The following is a 21916-nucleotide window of genomic DNA, read 5'->3' as shown; positions in this document are numbered from 1 at the left end:
TGTGTTAGTTATTTATTGCTATTATTGTTTACTACTGATGCGGATATGCAACGTATGTTCTTTTTTCTCTATGGCATATTTCTTCAATACACCCGGTCCGCAACTACTGTTTCCTAATCCGAGTACGGCAGCATCCATATTAAGAATGACTTCCGCACGTGGTTTTAAATTGCAATCGTGAGTTTCTTCATAGATGTCCTGTACAGTGTAATGCAGGGCAGATGCAGAAAATGCGTTTTCTACCGCATCAACACGAATACCTTTATTCTGTTTGTCGGTCAAGGTAAGATAATGCACTTCCTCTTTGTTTCCACTGTCCTGCGGACGTGGATAATGTACGTATTGGTCTGCAACGCTTCCTTTCCAAAGCCCTATCATAGCAGATGTTTTGCGGTCAGGATAGTTATCCTGTGGTCCTCTGCCATACCAGGTAAATGTATCATAAGCAGGCGCCAGACAGAATGCGATTCCTAAACGGGGAATTTCAGGAAGAACTCCTTGTGGCAAGAAAGTTGTTTTCAGATCAATCGTTCCATCTGAAAAGACCGTATAGACAGAAGTCGTCACCACTTTTCCTTCTTTATATAAATTACTTGTTTGAATCCGGACAATGACCGCCCCGTCTGCACGTTTTTCATGGTGGAAAGATTCCAAATTTATCTGCGGATGATCCATTCCATGCAATTTCCAGTCTTTAGCCAACCAGTTTCCGAAGCTCTTGTCATTATCTGTCGGAGCACGGAAAACTTGAGTGACAGGCTGAACCGGAAAATCATCGGAGTGAGTCAGCATTTCTTTGTTCTTATATATAAGGGAGGTCATACTTCCGTTCACTTTCTTTTCCCACTGAACAGAAAAACCACGTCCGCTAATCAATAAAGATTTATCATCCTCTTCCACTTGAAGCGTTCCTTTATTAATTAAATCAGCAGAAGCTAAATCTCCTTTTTGCAAACAGAATTGTTCCCAAGCCACTTCATGTCCTGCCTTTGCCCAAAGAGCATCCGATTTCAAAACAATGCTTACTTTCAGTTGGCAATCGGAAAGAGGATTCAATGAACGGAAAGTCGGCAAATCTATTGTTCCACTTTCTCCTGGAGCTATTTCCGGCAATGTAATTTCTCCTTGTTCTTTCTGTTTTCCATCCACAGACAATGTCCATAAGCAGCGATAAGATGATAAATCGATATGATGGTTCCGGTTCGTCACTTTCAGCTTCCCATTTTCCATTTTCAGTTCAACTGGTGCATATACCTTCTTTACCTCCCAATATTTAGGCGTAGTTTCACGGTCACTCATCAGTAATCCATTAAAGCAGAAAGCTTTTAAATTCGGCTTATCGTCAAAATCACCGCCGTAAGCCACCATGGTACGGCCATCGGGTAATGTCTTGTAGATTCCCTGATCTACCCAATCCCATATAAAACCACCCAGCATACGGGGATTGCTATATATCTCATCCCAATATTCCTTGAAATTTCCTAATGCATTCCCCATGGAATGTGCATATTCACTCGTCATTACCGGACGGTCGTCATTGGTACGCTCCGCAATCTCCAGCAACCGCTCCCAACGTGCATTTTCAGCGCGTTCCTTGTCCTCTCCCTCTGCAATGCCGGGATTTAAGTATTCCTGTTTCACCCGGGTATAAAAGCGGCTGATAACATCGACCGTCTTCGGGTCAGGATTTCCGTCCACTCCCTGTGCCCCCTCATAGTGTACAGGACGAGTGGGATCGAAATCATGCAGCCATGCCGAAATAGCAGCGAAGTTCGGTCCGTAACCGCTTTCGTTTCCCATGCTCCACATTACAATACATGGATAATTCTTATCACGTTCCGCCATACGGACCGCACGGTCCATAAATGCTGCATGCCAGTCGGGGGTACTTGCGAGTGTTCCACGCAATCCGTGTTCTTCTATATCCGCTTCGTCCATCACGTACAATCCCAAGCTGTCGCATAGCTCGTACCAACGGCTGACATTGGGGTAATGGCTGGTGCGTACGGCATTTATATTCGCCTGTTTCATTAACAGAATATCCTGAAGCATCCGTTCTTCGCTCATGACACGTGCCGTCCGTGGATCATGTTCGTGGCGGTTCACTCCACGAAAACGAACCGGATTACCATTCACTAACAGTTGTCCTTTTTTGATTTCTACAGAGCGGAAGCCCACGGCCTGTTCTATCTGTTCTACGACTTTTCCTTCTCCATTTTGGAGAGTTAAGTGTAATTTATAAAGATAGGGTGTTTCTGCCGTCCATCTTTCCGGCGATTTTATAATGGCTGACAAACGTCCCATCTTACGCGGACCACGCTGCGGATACCATTCATTCATCCGGCTTGCTTTATGCTCCAAATCAAGAATATCTTCCACATTGCCTTTCAATGTGGCAACTTCTTTGCCTGAAGCATCCTTCAATACTCCCTGTAAGACATACCCTTTTCCGGTCATCCCTCGATATACACTGAATTGCGGATCAATTTGCAAAATAAAGTCTTCATAATCACCAGCAGATGCAGGAAGAGTGCGTACCGCATAATCACGGACATGAATATCCGGCGTATGTATCAGATGAATACTACGATGAATACCACCAAAACGCCAGAAATCCTGATCTTCCAGATAAGAACCGTCACTATATCGGTAGACTTCCTGTGAAATTTGATTTTCTCCGGATTTCAGATACTTCGTGACATTAAATTCACTCGGTTCCATACTGCCTTGGCTATACCCTACCCGTTCGCCATTAATCCAAACATAAAAGGCGCTCATTACGCCCTCAAATCGTAGAAAAGTCTGTCCATTCGCTTCCCATCCGGCCGGCAAGACAAAGGTACGCCGATATTGCCCTACCGGGTTCCGTTCTTTATACGTGGTATAGTCAGTTTTCGGTTCTCCCATCACCCGTGGAGGATCTATTTTAAACGGATAGCCTGCTGAAACATAGATAGGCGTGCCATATCCGTTCATTTCCCAATTGGCGGGAACAGGAAAATCCGTCCAATCTTTATCATTAAAATTTGTCTGATAGAAATTCATGACTCTTTCATTGGGAACGGGAGTCCAACGGAATTTCCAGGTTCCGTCTAAAGAGATTGAACCGTCTCCTTTCTGTACAGAGAAAGGGGTAAAAGCGGCTCTTGCCGGTTCACGATTGATCTGGAGAACATGATGATTCTCCCAATCATGCATTGTTTGTGCCTGTGTAGGACTTACAAACAATGCGCCAAGCAGTAAAGTATATATTTTCATTCGTTCTTTTTTCTTCATATCAAGTAGACGAACGAAAGGGCATTTTGTACCCCTTTCTTTTACAGAAATATTAAAGAACAATAAAAGGAGTAACACTCTATAAAGAAAAGCTTTACCTTGTGGCGTATAATTACTTCTAATATTATGATGATGAAAAAACTACTATTTAGCAGCCTCTTTTTATTAGGCAGTCTCGTTTCACAAGCACAACACGAGTATACGATTGAAGGTAAAGTGGAAGGTGTAAAGGATGGAACTCTTGTTTCTCTTTTTCTACTTGACGGAAATGTAGGAAGTACAGTAGCCATGGATACCATACAAAACGGTACTTTCTTCTTCAAACGAAATGCCGGAGAAGATGGTTTAGACAAATTATCTCTAATGTGTACCCGTAATGATGATTTTCCTTCCATGTCGCTGGAGATTTATGCAACTCCTAATGCAAGAATCAAAGTAACCGGAACGAATACCTTGATACATACGTGGACAGTAGACAGCCCTGTAAAGGAACAAATAGAATATAATAGGTTTATTGAAGATTCACACGATTTATGGGATGAGTATCAACGTTTGTCTATCAAAGCAAGAAGTCTGCGTTCTGCCCCGGAAGCCGAACGGAAGGCTCTACGTGCGAAAGAAGACAGTATTTCAGCTTTAATCAGCAAACGTGAAATGAAACTGATGCAGGAACTTCCTGTATCAAACATTTGGATGGACAGGCTATATAAATTGAGCATGTCGGTGAAGTACAATCCAAATTTCTCTTATAAAGATGAAACACTGGCTTTGTATAATAGAATGAATGAAGCACAAAAAACTTCTATAACAGGACAGGAAATTACAGTTAATCTTTTCCCGCCTACAGTTGTGAAAGAGGGAGATAAAATGGCAGATACCGAACTTTTCGATTTGGATGGAAAGATTCATCATCTGACTGATTTCAATGGAAAATATATATTGCTTGATTTCTGGAGTAGCGGTTGCGGTCCTTGCATTATGGCTTTACCAGAGATGAAAGAGATTCAAGAACAATATAAAGAGCGTCTTACTATCATTAGTCTAAGCTCCGATACGAAAAGCAGGTGGAAGGCAGCTTCGGCAAAACATGAAATGACCTGGCAGAATTTAAATGACTTAAAACAAACAGCCGGATTATACGCTAAATATGGAGTTCGAGGTATTCCCAACTATGTCCTTATCTCTCCCGAAGGTAAAATCATGAAAATATGGTCGGGTTATGGCAAAGGCAGTTTGAAACTAAAAATGCGCAGGTATCTGGATGCTGTCAAACATGAAATGAGTATTACATGGCAAGGAAATACAAAAGTCGTTAACTATCCGGTGTCGGAATCAACCAATACCGATATTCTTGAAGTCAAGCAAGTGGTACTGACAGACACCGCTACCATCGTACATTTCAACGCTTATTATATTCCCAAATACTGGATACGAGTCAGCCCGAATTGTAGATTGGTAGATGAGAAAGGTGAAACGTATACCTTAAAGAAAGCAGATGGGATTAAACCCGGTGAGCACTTTTATTTGCCTGAAAGCGGCGAAGCAGAATTTTCACTCACATTCGAACCGTTGTCTTCTTCTGTGCAATCATTCAATTTCACTGAAGGAACAGAAAAAAATGACTGGCAAATAAACGGAGTGAGGCTTAATAAATGAGTATCGAATCTTAAAAAAGGAATATCGTATTAACATTCAATGTGTTGCAAATTAAAATAGCTGTATAAACAGGTACAAAAGGTTTGTTGAAATAATGTTTTCTTCAGTAAAATGGCTTTCTTTGTTATGAATTTAATTATTATCTTGTACATTGAACGAAAAATAACAAAATATGGAAGCGAACGGACAAACACTCTACAATGATGATTTGCTGAATATTCTGCCTGACGGAGTTATCATATTGGATATAAATAGAGAAGTCATACAACTGAATCAGCAAGCTCTTACGGAACTCCATGTACATTCGTCAGTCAATGCGATGATGCCTCTTCCGACCAACAAGATATTCAAGCTGTTAAATAAGAAAGAAGATATACTCTCGACCATTTTGGAAGAAATTCATCAGGGCAAAAAAGTATACTCACTGCCTGAACATACATTTATGCAGGAACAAGTTGACTATACACAATTCCCGATAAGAGGAGAATTTGCTACAATGGAAAATGAAGAGGGCGAAAAAATCATCTTGTTCTTTTTCCGTAATATTACAGTGGAACTGACACAAGAATATATATTAAATACAGCCTTGCAAAGAACTAGGATATACCCCTGGTATTATGACATAAGCCGTAGTGAATTTACTCTTGATGATCGTTATTTTGAACATTTAGGTATTCCAGCCGGAGAGAATAATACTTTGACAATGGAGGAATATGTGAATATGATTCATCCGGACGATCGGCAAACTATGGCTGACGCCTTTGTTGTACAACTTAGTGGTAATACAACTTTTGACAAAACAGTTCCATTCCGTTTGCGCCGGGGGGATGGTACTTGGGAATGGTTTGAAGGGCAGTCTACTTATATTGCAAACATATCCGGTCATCCCTATCGGTTAGTGGGAATCTGCTTGAGTATTCAGGAATATAAAGACATAGAAAACACCTTAATCGAGGCACGTAAAAAAGCAGAAGAAAGCGATCGTCTTAAAATGGCATTTTTAGCCAACATGAGTCATGAAATCCGTACGCCGCTGAATGCAATAGTCGGCTTTTCTGATGTTATAGGTTCTACTTATGATGAGTTAAGTGAAGAGGAACGTGCCGATTTCGTGCGACTAATCAGCATCAATAGCGAACATTTAGTACGATTGATTGACGATATACTTGATTTGTCCAAGATTGAATCAAACACTATCAAGTTTACTTATTCCAATTACTCCCTCAAATCCATAATGAAGGATATAGAGAAAGAGCAGGTCGTGAAAAATGTGCCGGAAATCGAAATAAAAGCAATCTTGCCGGATGATGATATTTACATAACTACTGACGCTACACGCTTGAAACAAGTAATATGCAATTTCATAAATAATGCCCGGAAATTTACAGAAGAAGGATATATTCATTTTGGTTTTATGGTTAATCCGGAAAATGACGATTCAGTTTGTCTGTTTGTGGAGGACACGGGGGAAGGTATTCCCCAAGAATGCCAGAAAGAAATATTCGACCGTTTCTATAAAGTCAATACTTTCAAGCAGGGTACGGGGTTGGGACTCTCTATCTGCAAAACGATTGTAGAACATCTGCAAGGGAGTATTTCTGTTGTATCGGAAGTAGGAAGAGGCAGCCGTTTTACCGTTACATTACCACTCGAGAAACAGCCGGTGGAAGTTTAATGCCCCCTGTATTCCTGTGGGGTAACACCCGTATGTTGCTTAAAAAACTTATTGAAGAAAGAGATATTATTAAATCCCAAAGATAAGGCAATATTCTTCACCGGCTCATTGGTTGACTTCAACCGGGATTTGGCATCCATCAGAATAATGGAAGCTATGACTTCCAAAGGAGTGTTGCCTGCAACCTTTTTTATTGTTGAACAGAAATGCGGCAAACTAAGCCCTAGATGTTCGGCATAAAAAGAGGTTCCGTGATGACTAGTATAATATTTCATGACCAATTGCAAAAAATCCTGATAAATCTCGTACTTTCTTGACTGGGAAGATAAATACAAGTTATTTTGCATTTTATAAATTTCAGTGGCTCCCTGAAGGAACATGGTAAGAACCGCCTTTACTATTTCCTTGTTTGCCAATGTTTTTGGAGAAGCATACGAAAGAATTGACGATTCATAGAACATTTTATAACTGCAAGCCTGCAATGGAGATAATCTTATTATCGGATTTTCCATAATTATAGGGAGAAGATGTTCTGTAGACTTCATTAGATTTATACCCTCTATGAATTCGGATGAGAACCCGGCATAATAGATATGAATATCCGGTGAAAAATCAAGAATTTCCATAAAATATCCGGGCGGTAAGGTTATCAAATCATTTTCACCAATATTTTGAAGATTCCCATTGATTGTCGTTTGCATTATCCCTTTTACACAAAGAATGAAAAAACCGGCTTTTACCCTGCAAGGAAAGTTTTTATACCTTTTTAATAAATTTATCCCATACCCTTCTCCAACAATATAATCAGACGGCAAATCAAAATTAGGTAAATCACTCTCCATTGTGTTATTTTGTTTTTGATTTCAAATATAGGGATTATTTGAAGTTTCTCCCTCGAATAATTAAAATCAGAACATCGAATCTTAAAAAAATAACATCTATATTTTATTTATAAGAAAGTATCAAAATATGAAAAGCAGGACACCGGAAGTATATTCAAACTTCTTAATGTCCCGCTTTTATTTTTCTGTTTATATGTGTGTTTTTCTAAAAAACTTATTGAACATCCAATGCATCGAATGCCAGACCGTCCATATTTTCTGCCGAAAGTAATACTTTGTAATGTCCGGCATTGATAAAGGTTCCGGTAGTGGTGCTCATCATCTTCCATTTATCCGGTGTTTCCGGGAAGTTCAATATGTCCTCTTTCAATACCACTCCTTTTGAATCAATGAATTTCATCAAGACAGGTATTGGCTTTCCGGTAGTGTTCATATATTTAAAGCGAAGCGCGTACACTTGTGCCAACCCGGTAGAAACATTCCATTCAATGCTGTTGCCTTTTCCTTTACCAAAAAACACTCCGATCTGTTTTCGATGTTCTTTCTTTTGGAATTTGCCTTTCAGTACAGCCATTTCCGCTTCGTATGATATACTGACACGAGCATTTTTATCTTCCGGAAGCAACTCTTTCGGAGTCTTTTCCATCACTTCTTTATCCGCCTTTTCCCAGCTCCAACCGGATGCAGGGAATATCTTCGGTTTCAGTTCCTGATCTGTGCTGGCAATAGCAATGCCTGAAATCAAGGCTTGTCCTGCTTTCACTTCCGGGAAATGAATTTTCAACATTCCACCTTTCACTGTGGTATATACTATCTTTTTACACACTCCGTCATGACCACTTTCAGCCCAAATATCCAAATCATCTAATACAACAGAATCATTCACGGCAACATCGAATATGCGCAGTCCTTCACAGTCGGTAGAAGCGCTTCCGCCCGTACCATGCCACGGCTCTGTGAAATACAGTTCAATACGATATGTTCCGTCTGCCACAGGGAAACGATATTCCAGTTGGTGACGTCCGAAGCGGAAATGTTGGAATAACGTCCAGTCACGAGTGCCATGAATCGGATCATTGGTGGTACGTTGACTGGCAAGATAAGGATTCAGATCCTTGAAATTCTCCGCCCATGAACGGGAATAATTCGTATTGTCCTGCAACCAGAGCTGTCCGAAGCTATCTGTATAATCATCCCCTCCACAGTTGAGACGATACAGATAATTATATCCTGCCTCTCCTTTCAATATCTTTTTATCATCCTGATAAAGAAGTTTGAAGTTAGGGGCTTGCTCCAGACCATTCAATAGGATCAGGTCTTCTGCTACCGGTTTACCTTTATAATATCCTACAGCACGAAGCACATTATAACGAATATCCCGGTTTTCCCACATAAAATGAGTGCCTGTTCCGTTGTTCTTTTTACGTCCGAGGAAGGTTGCCTTTTCATTTGTCAGATCATTATATAGCAATACAGAATCACAATTGCTGTAAGCCTCGATAGTGGCACGGCGACGTCCTTTTTCAAAACGGTTGGCCCATGTATGTGATACCAGGTAAACCATCGGATCTTTTGCAGCCGGAACATAGTTGGCACGATACATATAATATACATCCAACGGTTCTTCCCATGGAGTAACCAATCCTTTATAATTGAACGGACCTACTTTATCTATTTTGCGATACGCTTCATCTGGCTGACGACGTCCGGGATTATCATGACTGCTGTATATCCACTGGAATTGTCCGCAAACACTATCTTTTGCCTTTTCTGCCAAACGAATTTTAGTTTCCATCAACTGACACATGCGGTCTTCACTCCACACTCCGTTCACTTGAAAATCCCCTGGTTCCGTATGCAGACCGATGCTTCTCCACGCTCCATATTCCCCATTCAATAATTGATTCGCTTGAGAGAGTTCACGGCCGTATTTCGTCACATCTCCTCCATACGTACCACTCCAATTTTGAATCACATTCCAGTCTGTACCCTCGCCACCATTACAGGTTGTTATGACACGCATTGTCTTGGCAGTCGGGTCCATCTCCCGGATAAGGTCACTGCACTCTTGTGCAAACTCACGAGGCAAAGTGCTTTCATTCTGCAATCCCCACATCACCACTGACGGAGAATTACGACGTTCTTTCACCCATTGGCGAAGCAACTTTTTAAAGTTCTCACGAAACTCCGGAGTGTCATACCACACGTGGGCGGAAAATTGTGTCCAAAACAAGATCCCCTCTTCATCCCAGTACTTCTGATAATCGAGATGATGGGGCTGATGAGCATCCCGGAACGCATTGAAACCGGCTGCACGTATCTGTTTTACCCTTGCGGCAACCTGTTCATTACTGAACGCATGGCTTTGTCCGAACTGATGCTCATACTCGCATACTCCATTGATAAACACGGGCTTCCCATTCAGGTAAAAACGTCCGTCTCCATCGTTTCGTTTTACCGGCCAGCTAATGGTACGAATACCGAAGGGTGTCGAAATTTCATCCGTCGTCTTCGTATCACGCTTAATCATGCTAGCCAATTTATAGAGATACGGATTTCCCGTATTCCACAAGACAGGATTCTCAACAGGAGCCTGCTGGCGAATCACTTTCATTTCTCCCGGAGCTAAAGTAACTTTCTCAACCAAACGGAAAACTTGTTTTCCATCGGCATTGCTTAGTTTATTGACTAACTCTACCGTTTCTGTTGTTTTACTATAATTTTTTATCTCTGTTTCAACAAATACGTTAGCAGCTTTTTCGTCATTCCAAATATGTACACCGAAAGGTTCTATGCGAATCTCATCTGTAACTTCCAATACCACAGGACGGAAGATACCTAACGGCTGGGAACCTTCACTGAATCCCCATTCCGATGAACATCCCCCGCATACCCAAGGCATATCGGCGATCATTTCAGGATGCTCGGCTTTCACTTCCAAGCGATTTACTCCCTGTTTTAATTCATCTGTGACATCCAAAGTCAATGTGGTGCGCCCTATGGGGTGGCGACCGAAATTCTTTCCGTTCACTGTAATGGTGGCGTATGTACCCACTCCGTCAAAACGAAGGAAATACCGTTTCCCGGATTTTACATCTGCCGTGAAATCTTTCACATACATAGCTGTTCTATGCAGGTTTCCATGTGTCAACTGACGGTATCCATAATAATCGTCCCAATTATGAGGAATATTCACTATTTTTGCAGGCATCATAAAATTACCTTTCAAGTGAGTTGCCTCTGTAATCCAGGTTTTCCAACCCTCATTCAATGTAGTGATCTGCCGGCGGTTCTTGATTTCCGGTTTCGGGAAACGGACAGCCGAACGTCCCATCGGCTTACTGGTAGCAATGGCAATGCCACGTTGCTCTGCGTTGTTTACCGCACAATAGAAATGATAAACCACTCCGTCATGTTTCACCACATAGCTCTTATGAGCAAACAGTTCATCGTAGTTCTTGGAGGGGATAATCAGGTCGGCCCCTTTCCAGTCGGTCCAGTTCACCAAATCATAGCTGGCGGCAAATGTATTGAATGCTTTATATTTACGCGAAGGTTCAAAAGCAGAGAAGTAAAACATCACATACACATCTCCCATCTTTTGGATATGCGCATCTCCTGTTATGGTTCCATCTGCTTCATGCGCAAAGACCGGATTTCCGGAGTAGCGTTTCCATGTTTTCATATCTTTGGAAAGCGCAATGCCGATACGTTCGCCCTTTAAATCCGTTTCCGGATGACGCCCGCCCGCGTTGTAATACATCACAAACGGAGCTCCCAATGTTTTATCTTTATCCCAATAAACGGTACTCTTATATTGAGTCAGTTTTTCCCACCATTGGGCATCTTTATCATGGATGCTCAAAATTGGTTTGTCCAGAGATTCCCATTCATGTGCCGTAGAAATATCTCCTTTCGTCCATGCCAGTCCGACATAAAGCGGAGCTTTTACAGCTTCGTAGCCCGTTCCTTCACCACCGATATAAGTCATCCAATGGCGACCTTTATAAGTCTGAAGCTCATAGCTTCCACCCCATTCCATATCCGGCAATGCAGGAAATCCGCCACGCTGATTGCAGTCCCATTTTCCATCCCGATAAGAAAGAACCCGTCCCAAAGTGCGCCATTCGAGCAAATTATCACTTTCTGCTATCCACGTTTCGTAACCACGACCATCGGTTCCACCTTTACCGTTGTAAACCACATAAGTCATCAGCCACTTGTCTCCCTGGCGAAAAACGGTAGGACAATCAATCTTATGATAATTGTCTGCCGGGGCAACTGCGAGCCCGTACTTGTATGGTGTCTTTACTTCCTCGTAAATCTGCTCCATTCGTTCTTGCGGAACTTCCCGTTGCGCATATAGAGAGAAAGTGGTGGCTATACTAAAAACTGCCAGCAATAACTTCTTCATGATACTTTTTCTAATCGTTTAATACTTAATATTTCACCACAGAGGACACGGAGGACGCAGAGGTTTATTATTTTTATCCACTATAGAGTAACAAAGAGTCTTACGTATTTATAATCGTATGTATCGCTCTGTTTTACTTGCGGAAAAGAGAGAGAAGAACTCTGTGTCCTCCGTGTCCTCTGTGGTGAAATATAAATTCTCATTAATAAAACAACCAATCCATCGTTTCTTCATCCCCGGCAAGCCCAGCATTACGCACTTTCGTTTCCGCAGCCGTGAATCCCAACACTTGCAGATAGCCTTTGGGTAACATCAACGTATGCTTTCCAGCCGGAAAACTATATGCATGCACATTTGCCAAAGGCATTCCATTGATACGGACAGCATTCGTCAATACAGGTTCCGCCTGACCGTAATCATTGGCTGACGCATCGATTTCCAGTTTCGGAGCTTTTGCATACTTTTTCTGGTCGTCTTTGAAATAAGCGACTAACAATTTCACCGGAGCATCCGTTTCGAAAGTGATGCTTGTGCCTTTCTCTCTCTGCTCATTTCCATTAAAGCGGAGCGCCTTCATTCCTTTCAATTCCGGAGCTACTGCTTCTATCTTACCTGGAACATCCACAAATAAAGAAATACCCTCATCCACTTTCACTGTCGGATAATTAGAAATCAGTTTCACGTTTGCAGGAGTCCAGGCAGCAATCTCGACAGTTTCAGTCACCGCATTTCCATTCTGTTTTTCTTTCAACAAAGCGAGGTTGGCTTTGAAATTTTCCAATTCCTTCTCATAGTGTACCAGCAATTCTTTCCAAGTCTTATTCTTTCCATCATCTCCACCGATAGGAATACGACGTTGGGCAGTCTGCATACTGTTGGCATACAAGTAATGTTCGTCCGTCAGTTCCACCAATTTGCGATAGTGTTCCAAGCTTTGTTCCATCAAAGGAATAGCTTCTTCAAGATTCTTAATCTCTTTTCCCCATTGATAATCCAATACCAGTTTGGCAGCTTTCACTTTCAGGTTGAACGCATACGCAAATTCACGATAACAATGCATATCATTCTGCAAACGTGCAAATTCATCCTTATTTGAAGAGACGGAACCTGCTGCTTTATCAATAGCCGCTACTGCTTTATCTCCATGTTCTATTACTTGAGCAACAATATCCAAAGGCATTTCACCTACATGAGGTTGCTTTTTCCATTCTTTTTCTACATACTCTATCAGCTTCTCCCCTTCCGGTCCGCAACTTTCATAGAATCCCGGATAGATCGTATATTTGTACGGATTGACAAGCTGACTCATAAACATACCCAGTAATAACGTTTGGCGATTTCCCTCTGTAATACCGAAACGACGTAACAACTTCGGAGCAATCTCTCCGCTTTCTTCGTATGCTACACGGATATTACTTGCATTTTCGTCAGAGGTTCCGTAGAACTTGCCCAACTGATGGTCCCAGTAACCCATTTCATCTGTACGGTCGCGATGGCAGTTCCACGCATAGCGTCCCCAGGTCTGATACCAGATCCAATCGCGATCCAACTGGAATTCACGTTCATTGTTTGGTAATTTGTCCGCCGTATAAGGCCAGTCCCAATATGAGGCCTGCGGATAAAGGTGCAACGCATTGGCACCGTGTACATTGTGCATGGCAGTGACCGCCTTTTGTACGAAATCCGGAGAACCCCAGCGGAACGGTTCCAAATTTGCCAGGATATGTACGTTACTGATATGAATGGAACCCAACGAACTCAAATCCGTATGAATTTTCGACCAAGGCCCACGAGGTTCGTAGGTAGTCAACGATTCACCATTGTACTTATGCATCGTATAAAGATTCTTATAGAGCGGCAAGGCAGCGTCCATCACCAGTTTGCAGTCCGTGTCGTGCGCACGCAACAAAAGAGGCGGTTCATCCGTACGTCCCAATGCCTGTAATCCGTCTTTCACTCCCGGAATTATTGTTTTGGTAAACCATTCCACATCGTCCTCCACTGTACACATCGCTTCACCCAGACAAACAAGTAATCCTACATTAGGATACTTTTCAATGAAAGCGGTAATACTCTTGCGTGTATAATCGGCAATCAGAGGAGTAATAGGACGGTTACGGTCCTGTGTTTTCAGTCCGTAATGTTCAGCAAAAGGTTTGGAAAGAATGATATTATAAAACATCTGTATGACAAAGATACCGCGTTTGTCTGCTTCTTCCGTGAGGAAAGAGAACATTTCTTCGTTCATTTTGAAGGTTTCTTCATCTACTTCCAGTGCAAACGGATAATCTTCCAGTTTCACCAATGACGCAAACGGATGGCCATTCCAAAGATACAGCGAATTCATGCGGTTGGCAACCAGCATATCCAAGTATTTAATCCACTGCTCTTTATCATAAAACCAGGGGAAACTTTCCGGCGTATACGGATATTCGTACACACCATGTCCCGGCAGGTAAGTCATCTTCTGTAATCCTACACATGCGCCACGCAATACCATTTCAGGACCGTCTTTCAGTTCCTCCGGGAAGTTCAACTTACCATCCGAATCATTCACACGGTCAATCAGTTCACGGCATCCGTAAATGACACCACTCCCATCCCTGCCGGACACTCTGGTCAGATTGCCCGTCGTCGAAATATGAAAACCTTCTTTCTTGAGCGTCGTGTCATTTACTTCCGTCAAGAGAATCGTTTTGATTTCGGGATCGGAGAATGTCGTGTCTCCCTGTTGCATCATTACCTGATAACCGGCTTTATCCAAGGTAGTCTGTAACTGCTCCGCACCAAACAAAACACGATTTGACGCATCCGGCGGAGTCATAATCTTCACGGTTTGCCTGCCACACGCTGCCAAAAAAAGTGTGCATGCCGCAAACATGAATAATCTGGTATTTTTCATTCTTCTGATATATATTATAGATTATATAATTCACTTCTTCACTAAGAGAAAGACGAAATAATCCCCTGTTTGTACTCATTTGTCTCTTTTTCCACTTTTCAGCACCAAATTTCCACTTTCATCCTGCTGTGATATGCAAATTCCTCATTATTTAAAAGTTATGCTTATCTTTGCCGGCTAGCTTATAATATAAAACAGAAAACAAGAGCAAACAATATGAAAGAACAAACAAATTATGACTATGAAAAATACGTTCAGATAGCACAAATGGCCAAAATGGGATGGTGGGAGTCAGATTTGAAAAATAAAGAATATATCTGCTCTGACTTTATTGTTGGCTTACTCGGCCTTGAAAGTAACCGCATCAGTTTCACCGAATTTCACCAAAGAATACGTGAAGATCACCGGCTGCGTCTTAAAAATGAATATATGTCTCTTTCTTATCTGGAGACATACGAACAAATGTTCCCAATCCGGGCAAAAGACGGGGAAATATGGGTGTACTCTAAGATTAATTTCCAAAAGCCCGATAAAGAGGGATATAGGAATATGACGGGCTTTCTGCAATATATTGACAGACCGATCGATACTACGAATGAAAACATTGATTTCTTTCAAGTGAGCAATCTGCTTTACCAACAAACTAATATTTCATATTCATTGCTTGCTTTTCTGCAATGTGATGATGTCACTCAAGTGGTTAACAAGACATTAGGAGATCTCCTCAACCAGTTTTTGGGCGATCGTATCTATATCTTCGAAATAAACAGAAAAGAACAACGCCAGGATTGCACTTATGAGGTTACCGCCGAAGGAATATCCAAGGAACAGGAATTCTTGAGCAATATTCCCTGGGACCCTTCTACCTGGTGGAACCATCAGATAGCCGAAAGAAGGGCTATCATTCTGAACACGCTGGACGACATGCCCGAAGAAGCTGCGGAATATCGTCAGACGTTGGAGATACAAGATATCAAGTCGCTGATGGTAGTTCCGCTAATCTCCAAAGAAGAGGTATGGGGCTATATGGGAATTGATATGGTAAGAACGCAGCGTAGCTGGAGCAATGTGGATTATCAATGCTTCTCCTCTCTTGCTAATATTATCAGTATTTGCATCGAATTGCGAAAGTCGGAGTTACAAGCCAAGGAAGATCGTCTTGCTTTGGATAACAGCGAAAAGATATTGAGAAACATCTATAAGAATCTTCCGGCTGGCGTCGAACTTTATGACAAAGACGGTTATCTGGTAGATATTAATGATAAAGAGCTTGAAATATTCGGCTTGTCTGACAAGAATGAAGCATTAAGAGTTAATTTGTTCGATAATCCCAATATTCCTTCAGAAATAAAAGAGAAATTAAGAGCGAAAGAAGATGTCGATTTCTCCATTGATTATGATTTCTCAAAAATAAGCCAGTATGTGAACACCCGGAGAAATGGGATTATCAATCTTACTACAAAGGTTACTGCTCTCTATGATTCTCAAAATCAGTTTATCAACTATCTGTTTATCAACATAGATATGACGGAAACGACCAATGCATACACCAAGATACAGGAATTTGAGAATCTGTTTCTTCTAATCGGTGATTACGCCAAGGTAGGATTTGCTCATTTCAATGTATTGACAAGAGACGGATATGCCCAAGATACATGGTACAGGAATTTGGGAGAGAAAGAAGGTATTCCCATGCCACAGGTTATCGGAGTATATGCACATGTGGTTCCTGAAGATCAGGCTGTTCTGAAAAACTTTGTAGGTGAAGTGAAAACGGGAAAGGCAACCAGTTTGCGTAAAGAAGTTCGTGTATGCAGGGAGAATGGCAAATATACATGGACCAGCATTAACGTAATGGTCAGAGATTATCGTCCGCAAGACGGCATTATTGAGATGTTGTGTATCAATTATGACATCACGCCTTTGAAAGAAACTGAACAGAAATTGATTATTGCCCGCGATAAAGCGGAAGAACTGGATCGTCTGAAGTCGGCTTTCCTAGCTAACATGAGTCATGAGATCCGTACTCCTCTCAATGCTATTGTCGGTTTTTCCAGTCTTCTGGCAGAAACGGACAGCAGAAACGAACGGCAGGAATATATCAAGATTGTGCAAGAGAATAATGAACTTCTCTTGCAACTGATATCGGACATTCTCGATCTTTCGAAAATCGAAGCGGGAACATTTAATTTTGTATATACCAATGTGGATGTAAATGAGACGTGTGCTGAAATCATCAAATCAATGAGTATGAAAGTGAGTAAAGGTGTTGAATTGATTTTTGAGGAACCATTCCCGGAATGTTATATCTATACGGATAAAAACAGATTCACCCAAGTAATCAGTAACTTTATAAATAACGCGTTAAAGTTCACCCAGCAAGGCAGTATCACCCTGGGATATGAACAAGTATCCCATCAGAAAATAAAATTCTATGTGCGCGACACCGGAATGGGAATACCGGAAGAAAAGCAAAAGAGCGTATTTGAACGTTTTGTGAAGCTCAATACCTTTGTTCAGGGTACAGGACTTGGACTTTCTATCTGCAAAAGCATTGTTTCCCAAATGGGAGGAGAAATTGGCGTGGATTCGACCGAAGGAATAGGTTCCTGCTTCTGGTTTACACATCCGTACCATGCTGCTGACTAGACTGACTATAAAAAGAGTTGTCCGCATGTTTGGTTTCTCAATATTAATATGATCAATATATTCGGGCAGTTTGTGGATTCTAAATGAATAGAACTATTGACTTTGCCCTTTTTATTTTCTATATTTGCAATAACCAATTAGCTAACATCAAAATGATATATACAAAAATAGATACATAAAGTAGTTTTTCAGATACATAAATATATGTCTGAAAGAGTAAAAACGGGGTGAAATTTTTGCTAATTTCACCCCGTTTTGTTTAATATATTCAGTGCCGTTTGACGAATTTCTATGAATGTCGTTTATAATAAATACAAGAGACGTTTATAATAAACTATTTCACTTTTTATTATAAACGTTCTATGAGTTTATTAGCATCTTGTATGAGAAAAAGAAAACAGTGTAAAGGCCGAAACAACACCAATGCGATATATACAAATATATCTATACACTTATAGTAATGAACGACCTTTACAACTTGTTTTTTATAACTATTCAAATGTTTATTCCTTTTCTCATTTCAGTAGCGCTTCCACCATTACAGGAAAATGATCTGAAGAGTACTTATTATACTTTATATCATCATCAATGGTGTGATAAGAAAGTATTTTTATTTTTGGAGTCACAAAAATAAAATCTATGCGCTTAGCTTGTTTTTCCAGTTTTGTCATAGGCATAAAAACTACCGGACGGTCCTTTAGGAGGCGTCAAAGTACATTTATATGAATCCAGTAATAAACTATCTTTCAGGAGAAGTTGTACCGGTTCTTCGTCCGGAGTGGCATTAAAATCACCGGTGCAAAAGGTTGGTCTGCCTTTAGCGATTTTCCTTACCTGTTCCAACAACATGAACGAAGATTGCCGTCTTGCTTCTGTTGCTTCATGATCCGTATGCGAATTAAATACATAGAATTTCTTCCCGGACCGGAGGTCTTTAAAATATCCCCAAGTGCAAATCCGGCGACAACGTGCTCCCCAACCATAAGAAGGTATATCCGGAGTTTCCGAATACCAGAAATCACCATGTTTCAACACCTTAAAGCGATCTTTTTTATAGTAAATGGCACAATGTTCTCCTTTATTATCCCCGTCACGATCACGACCGATATAAGAATATTCGTTCAGAATCATCATATCTTTTAATTGAGAGGTACGTCCTTCCTGTATGGCAAACATATCGAACTTATTCCGTCGCACAACATCTACCAATGCGTTCAGACGGACTTCCCAAGCCTTATCCCCCTTGTCTCCTTTGGTACGGATGTTATAAGATGCAAGGCGAATAATATCTTCCGGTTTCGTTTTGTCTAAGTTGGAAGATTTTGCCGGAAGACCTCCGGCAAAAAGTAAAATCAAAAGTAGAAAATAATATTTCTTATTTATAGAACACTTCATATTACAAATCATTAAATATCAATTTATTTACTCCATTTAAATACCGGGTAGCCGTTGCCTCCTTCTTTCCAAAGAGAAGAATCCCAGTTTATGACAGTGTTTTTCAGCTCGTTAGCAGATTTAGCTACTCCCTGGAAACTACTACCGGACGGTGATGTCTCATCTGAAACGGTAAATGTAGCCTCTCCTGCTTTCAAAATCATACCGTCATAAGCATAGCAGTTTTCATAAGTAGCATTGGCAGTACCTCCGACTATACGTCCCACCTTTGCTTTATCGGTACTAACCAACATACTATTCCAAGCAATACAATTTTTTATGACTAGTTTACCGCCATCCACTTTGCCGACTATACCTCCGGCATTTCCTCCACCTATGGCATTGATATCACCACTAGTATAACAGTTTTCAATACTGCTTCCACTGGTATTGCCATTCACCCTTCCGATGATTCCACCGGCTTTACCTGCATTGTTAGCAATTTGATCAATAACAGTAGCACTGGAATAGCAATTTTTGATATATCCCGAACCACCAAGTACACCGCCAATTCCACCTGCTGCTCCCGACCCCTTCAGTACTCCGGTAGTATAGCAGTTTGTTATCTTTCCAGTATAATTCTCTGCACCGGCAGCCAATCCTACATAACCGGCTATGATGCCAATACCAGTATTCGGAGATGAGATATTTGCATCCACAAATCCCACATTTCTACATTCTCCACACAATACCCCGAAGAAGCTTCTATATGTGCCTGACTCACAAGTAAGGTTTTTAATTACATGATTGCGTCCATCGAAATCAATCCATTTATGGTAACCATTAGCATCATTTAGAGGTGCCCACTTGATCCCCTGCATATCAATATCCGCACTCAAGACAAAATAAGTCGTTTGTTTTTCAATGAGGGCTTTGCTCATATTCTGAATATGGATAGCATTAGCAATCACATAAGGATTATTTTGAGTTCCGTCTCCATTGGCAAAATCTCCTTCCGGTTCGTTGTCATGTCCTCCATAACTAGCATAATCTTCTCTATCCAATTGCCACTCTAAAATAGGGAATCCCATATCTATATTCCCAACATTATGCCATGGGGTCCCCCAATTAGCAATGCTATTCTGCAAAGTCAGAGCACTTTCACTCACTCCATCATATTTTCCTGTCGAAACGGAACCTGCATTATCCTCCGGAGTAAATCCTGTACAAATCATATCCTCCCATGCATAACATTCAGATGCGACGGGATCCGCCTGATGTCCATTTTCACCTTGAGACAAAACTCCACTGATACGTCCAGATCTGGCAGCAGGACCTGTTATTTTCCAGTTCCAAGCAACACAGGACGTAATTTTAGCTCCTTCGGAAGGAAGTGCAGCAATACCTCCCACTGAATTGGCTCCAATTAATACACCTGTAGAATAGCAATACGACACTTCACTGTTTTCATACATAGAACCTACAATACCTCCACATTCATCTCCTGTAGATATAACCTCTGCTGTGGAATAACAGTTTTTGATATAACAAATCTGTCCTCCATACGGTCTACCCATACGGGAAGCTATTCCACCAGCATACTTTCCTTTCACTTTTCCGGAGACGTAACAGTTTTCCACCTGCCCTGTCTTCTCTACAGCGTTCGGAGCTTTCACTCCGATATAACCGCCGATAACCCCTGCCCCACTATTAGTAGCTGCTTCTACATGGGCATTATAGAAACCGACATTTTTACAAGTCCCGGCCAAAATACCGAAAAAACTGGCATACGCTTTGTCTGTACAGGTGAAATTCTTTATAATATGATTATTTCCATCAAAATAGATATAATAGTCACCGGTTGGGTTCAATGGATCCCAATTAGATATAGACTTCATATCAATATCAGCTCCCAATTGGAAATAAATCATCTTTCCTTTCACCAAAGCCTCACTCATATTCTGAATCTGTATCACATCCATAACGAGATAGGGCTTGTTCACTGTTCCATAACCTTTTTCAAAAAGCCCGCCTGCTCCGTCACCCTCGTCTCCGTCATCTATGTCTGTGTTTCTATCCGGCGGAATACGGCTATAGGAATCCATCGGATTAAAATCAGAGCATGAGAAAGATAAAATAGCCATCCATAAAATGGTCCAATATCTCATTACCGAGTATGTACTTATATGATAAAATTTGTTTTTCATAATCTTCATTTTTATTTTAGATTTCTACTACGATCACCATAGGATAATGATCGGATAAAGAACTGACAATAGTGCGGGTAGAAAGCACCGTAGCATGTTTCACAAAAATAAAATCAATTCTGGTCTTTTTAGAAGGAAATGTAAAGAGAGCTCCATGCTGAACGGCCGCTTCCCGATATGCATCTTTTAATATACCACTTTGGCAAATCGTAGTGGCTATTTCGGGAGCATCAGGAGTAGCATTAAAGTCGCCGGTACAAAATGCGGGAGTATTGTCTTTTGCTTTATCGGAAACTGCATCCACCAGCATTTGGCATGCATGTTTTCTAGCATTATCAGCCAAAGGCATGTGAGTTTCAAAAAGATAAAATTCTTTTTGAGTCTTGCTATCCTTGAATTTTCCCCATACACAGAAACGTTTGAAATTTGTTTCATCCCATCCGTTGGAAGGAATGTCCGGAGTTCCGGAAAACCAGAAACGTCCGGCATCCAGTAATGTGTAGCGGCTCTTCTTATATAAAATGCCACTCATCTCTCCTGCCTTGTTATCGTCATTTCCAGTGTCACGACCATAAGCGAGAATCTGATAATCACTCGCAAGTTGAGTTCCTAAGTAGGAACGTTGTTCCCAACTGGCTTCTTCGAATCCACAAATCTCAAAATCGTAGTCTTTGATTAATTGTGCCACACGTTCCCGTCGGTTAGTCCATCCTGTACCAGTCTCCACCTGTAAGTTATAAGTTGCTACACGCATGGACGTTTCAGTTACGGGGTCTTCGTCTTCCTCGCTATCTCCTGTATCCCACGTGAAATCAGGATAGTATAATGAATTGTCTTTATTATCTTCACAACTGCTGGCAAAAACAGAGAATATGAAGGAAATCAATGTATATATTACTATCTTTTTCATAAATCTATTAT

Annotated in this window: 10 protein-coding genes; 3 read left to right on the top strand and 7 right to left on the bottom strand. The window is 41.1% G+C overall.

Annotation, left to right across the window (positions count from 1 at the left end):
- Window positions 1-21: 21 nt before the first annotated feature.
- On the bottom strand, window positions 22-3276 hold the full coding sequence (locus HMPREF9010_RS19240) for a glycoside hydrolase family 2 TIM barrel-domain containing protein (RefSeq protein ID WP_083792317.1): 3255 nt from the start codon (window positions 3274-3276) through the stop codon (window positions 22-24).
- A 126-nt stretch (window positions 3277-3402) separates the two neighbouring features.
- Between HMPREF9010_RS19240 and HMPREF9010_RS19245 the strand changes: the two genes are divergently transcribed.
- Together HMPREF9010_RS19245 and HMPREF9010_RS19250 are read left to right on the top strand one after the other, a co-directional pair.
- On the top strand, window positions 3403-4932 hold the full coding sequence (locus HMPREF9010_RS19245; protein WP_050428252.1) for a TlpA disulfide reductase family protein: 1530 nt from the start codon (window positions 3403-3405) through the stop codon (window positions 4930-4932).
- A gap of 172 nt (window positions 4933-5104) precedes the next feature.
- Window positions 5105-6607: an ATP-binding protein gene (locus HMPREF9010_RS19250; RefSeq protein ID WP_008647452.1), complete on the top strand. Its 1503-nt coding sequence runs from the start codon at window positions 5105-5107 to the stop codon at window positions 6605-6607.
- Here the strand turns inward: HMPREF9010_RS19250 and HMPREF9010_RS19255 are convergent.
- The 3 genes from HMPREF9010_RS19255 to HMPREF9010_RS19265 form a co-directional block, all read right to left on the bottom strand.
- Window positions 6604-7449: a helix-turn-helix domain-containing protein gene (locus HMPREF9010_RS19255; RefSeq protein ID WP_008647450.1), complete on the bottom strand. Its 846-nt coding sequence runs from the start codon at window positions 7447-7449 to the stop codon at window positions 6604-6606. The two genes, HMPREF9010_RS19250 and HMPREF9010_RS19255, sit on opposite strands and share 4 nt — an antisense overlap.
- A gap of 214 nt (window positions 7450-7663) precedes the next feature.
- Window positions 7664-11863 carry a malectin domain-containing carbohydrate-binding protein gene (locus HMPREF9010_RS19260; protein ID WP_008647448.1) on the bottom strand — a complete coding sequence of 1400 codons (4200 nt, stop codon included), beginning with the start codon at window positions 11861-11863 and terminating at the stop codon, window positions 7664-7666.
- Between the two features lie 202 nt (window positions 11864-12065).
- A complete protein-coding gene (locus tag HMPREF9010_RS19265; RefSeq protein WP_008647446.1) occupies window positions 12066-14765 on the bottom strand; it encodes a hypothetical protein in 2700 nt (899 codons plus the stop codon).
- Window positions 14766-14981: 216 nt separating this feature from the next.
- Between HMPREF9010_RS19265 and HMPREF9010_RS19270 the strand changes: the two genes are divergently transcribed.
- Window positions 14982-17414, top strand: a complete 2433-nt coding sequence (locus HMPREF9010_RS19270) for an ATP-binding protein (RefSeq protein ID WP_008647444.1) — start codon at window positions 14982-14984, stop codon at window positions 17412-17414.
- A 645-nt stretch (window positions 17415-18059) separates the two neighbouring features.
- Here the strand turns inward: HMPREF9010_RS19270 and HMPREF9010_RS19275 are convergent.
- The 3 genes from HMPREF9010_RS19275 to HMPREF9010_RS19280 are packed head-to-tail and all read right to left on the bottom strand — an operon-like array spanning window position 18060 to window position 21905.
- Window positions 18060-18809 carry an endonuclease/exonuclease/phosphatase family protein gene (locus tag HMPREF9010_RS19275; RefSeq protein ID WP_232284318.1) on the bottom strand — a complete coding sequence of 250 codons (750 nt, stop codon included), beginning with the start codon at window positions 18807-18809 and terminating at the stop codon, window positions 18060-18062.
- A 23-nt stretch (window positions 18810-18832) separates the two neighbouring features.
- Window positions 18833-20995 carry a hypothetical protein gene (locus HMPREF9010_RS0124095; protein ID WP_032852468.1) on the bottom strand — a complete coding sequence of 721 codons (2163 nt, stop codon included), beginning with the start codon at window positions 20993-20995 and terminating at the stop codon, window positions 18833-18835.
- Between the two features lie 16 nt (window positions 20996-21011).
- On the bottom strand, window positions 21012-21905 hold the full coding sequence (locus HMPREF9010_RS19280; protein ID WP_032852467.1) for an endonuclease/exonuclease/phosphatase family protein: 894 nt from the start codon (window positions 21903-21905) through the stop codon (window positions 21012-21014).
- Window positions 21906-21916: the final 11 nt, after the last annotated feature.

This window comes from Bacteroides sp. 3_1_23, from assembly GCF_000162555.1.
In the GTDB taxonomy this organism is placed as follows: Bacteria; Bacteroidota; Bacteroidia; order Bacteroidales; family Bacteroidaceae; genus Bacteroides; species Bacteroides ovatus.
This window is presented reverse-complemented; position numbering and strand designations above follow the sequence as displayed.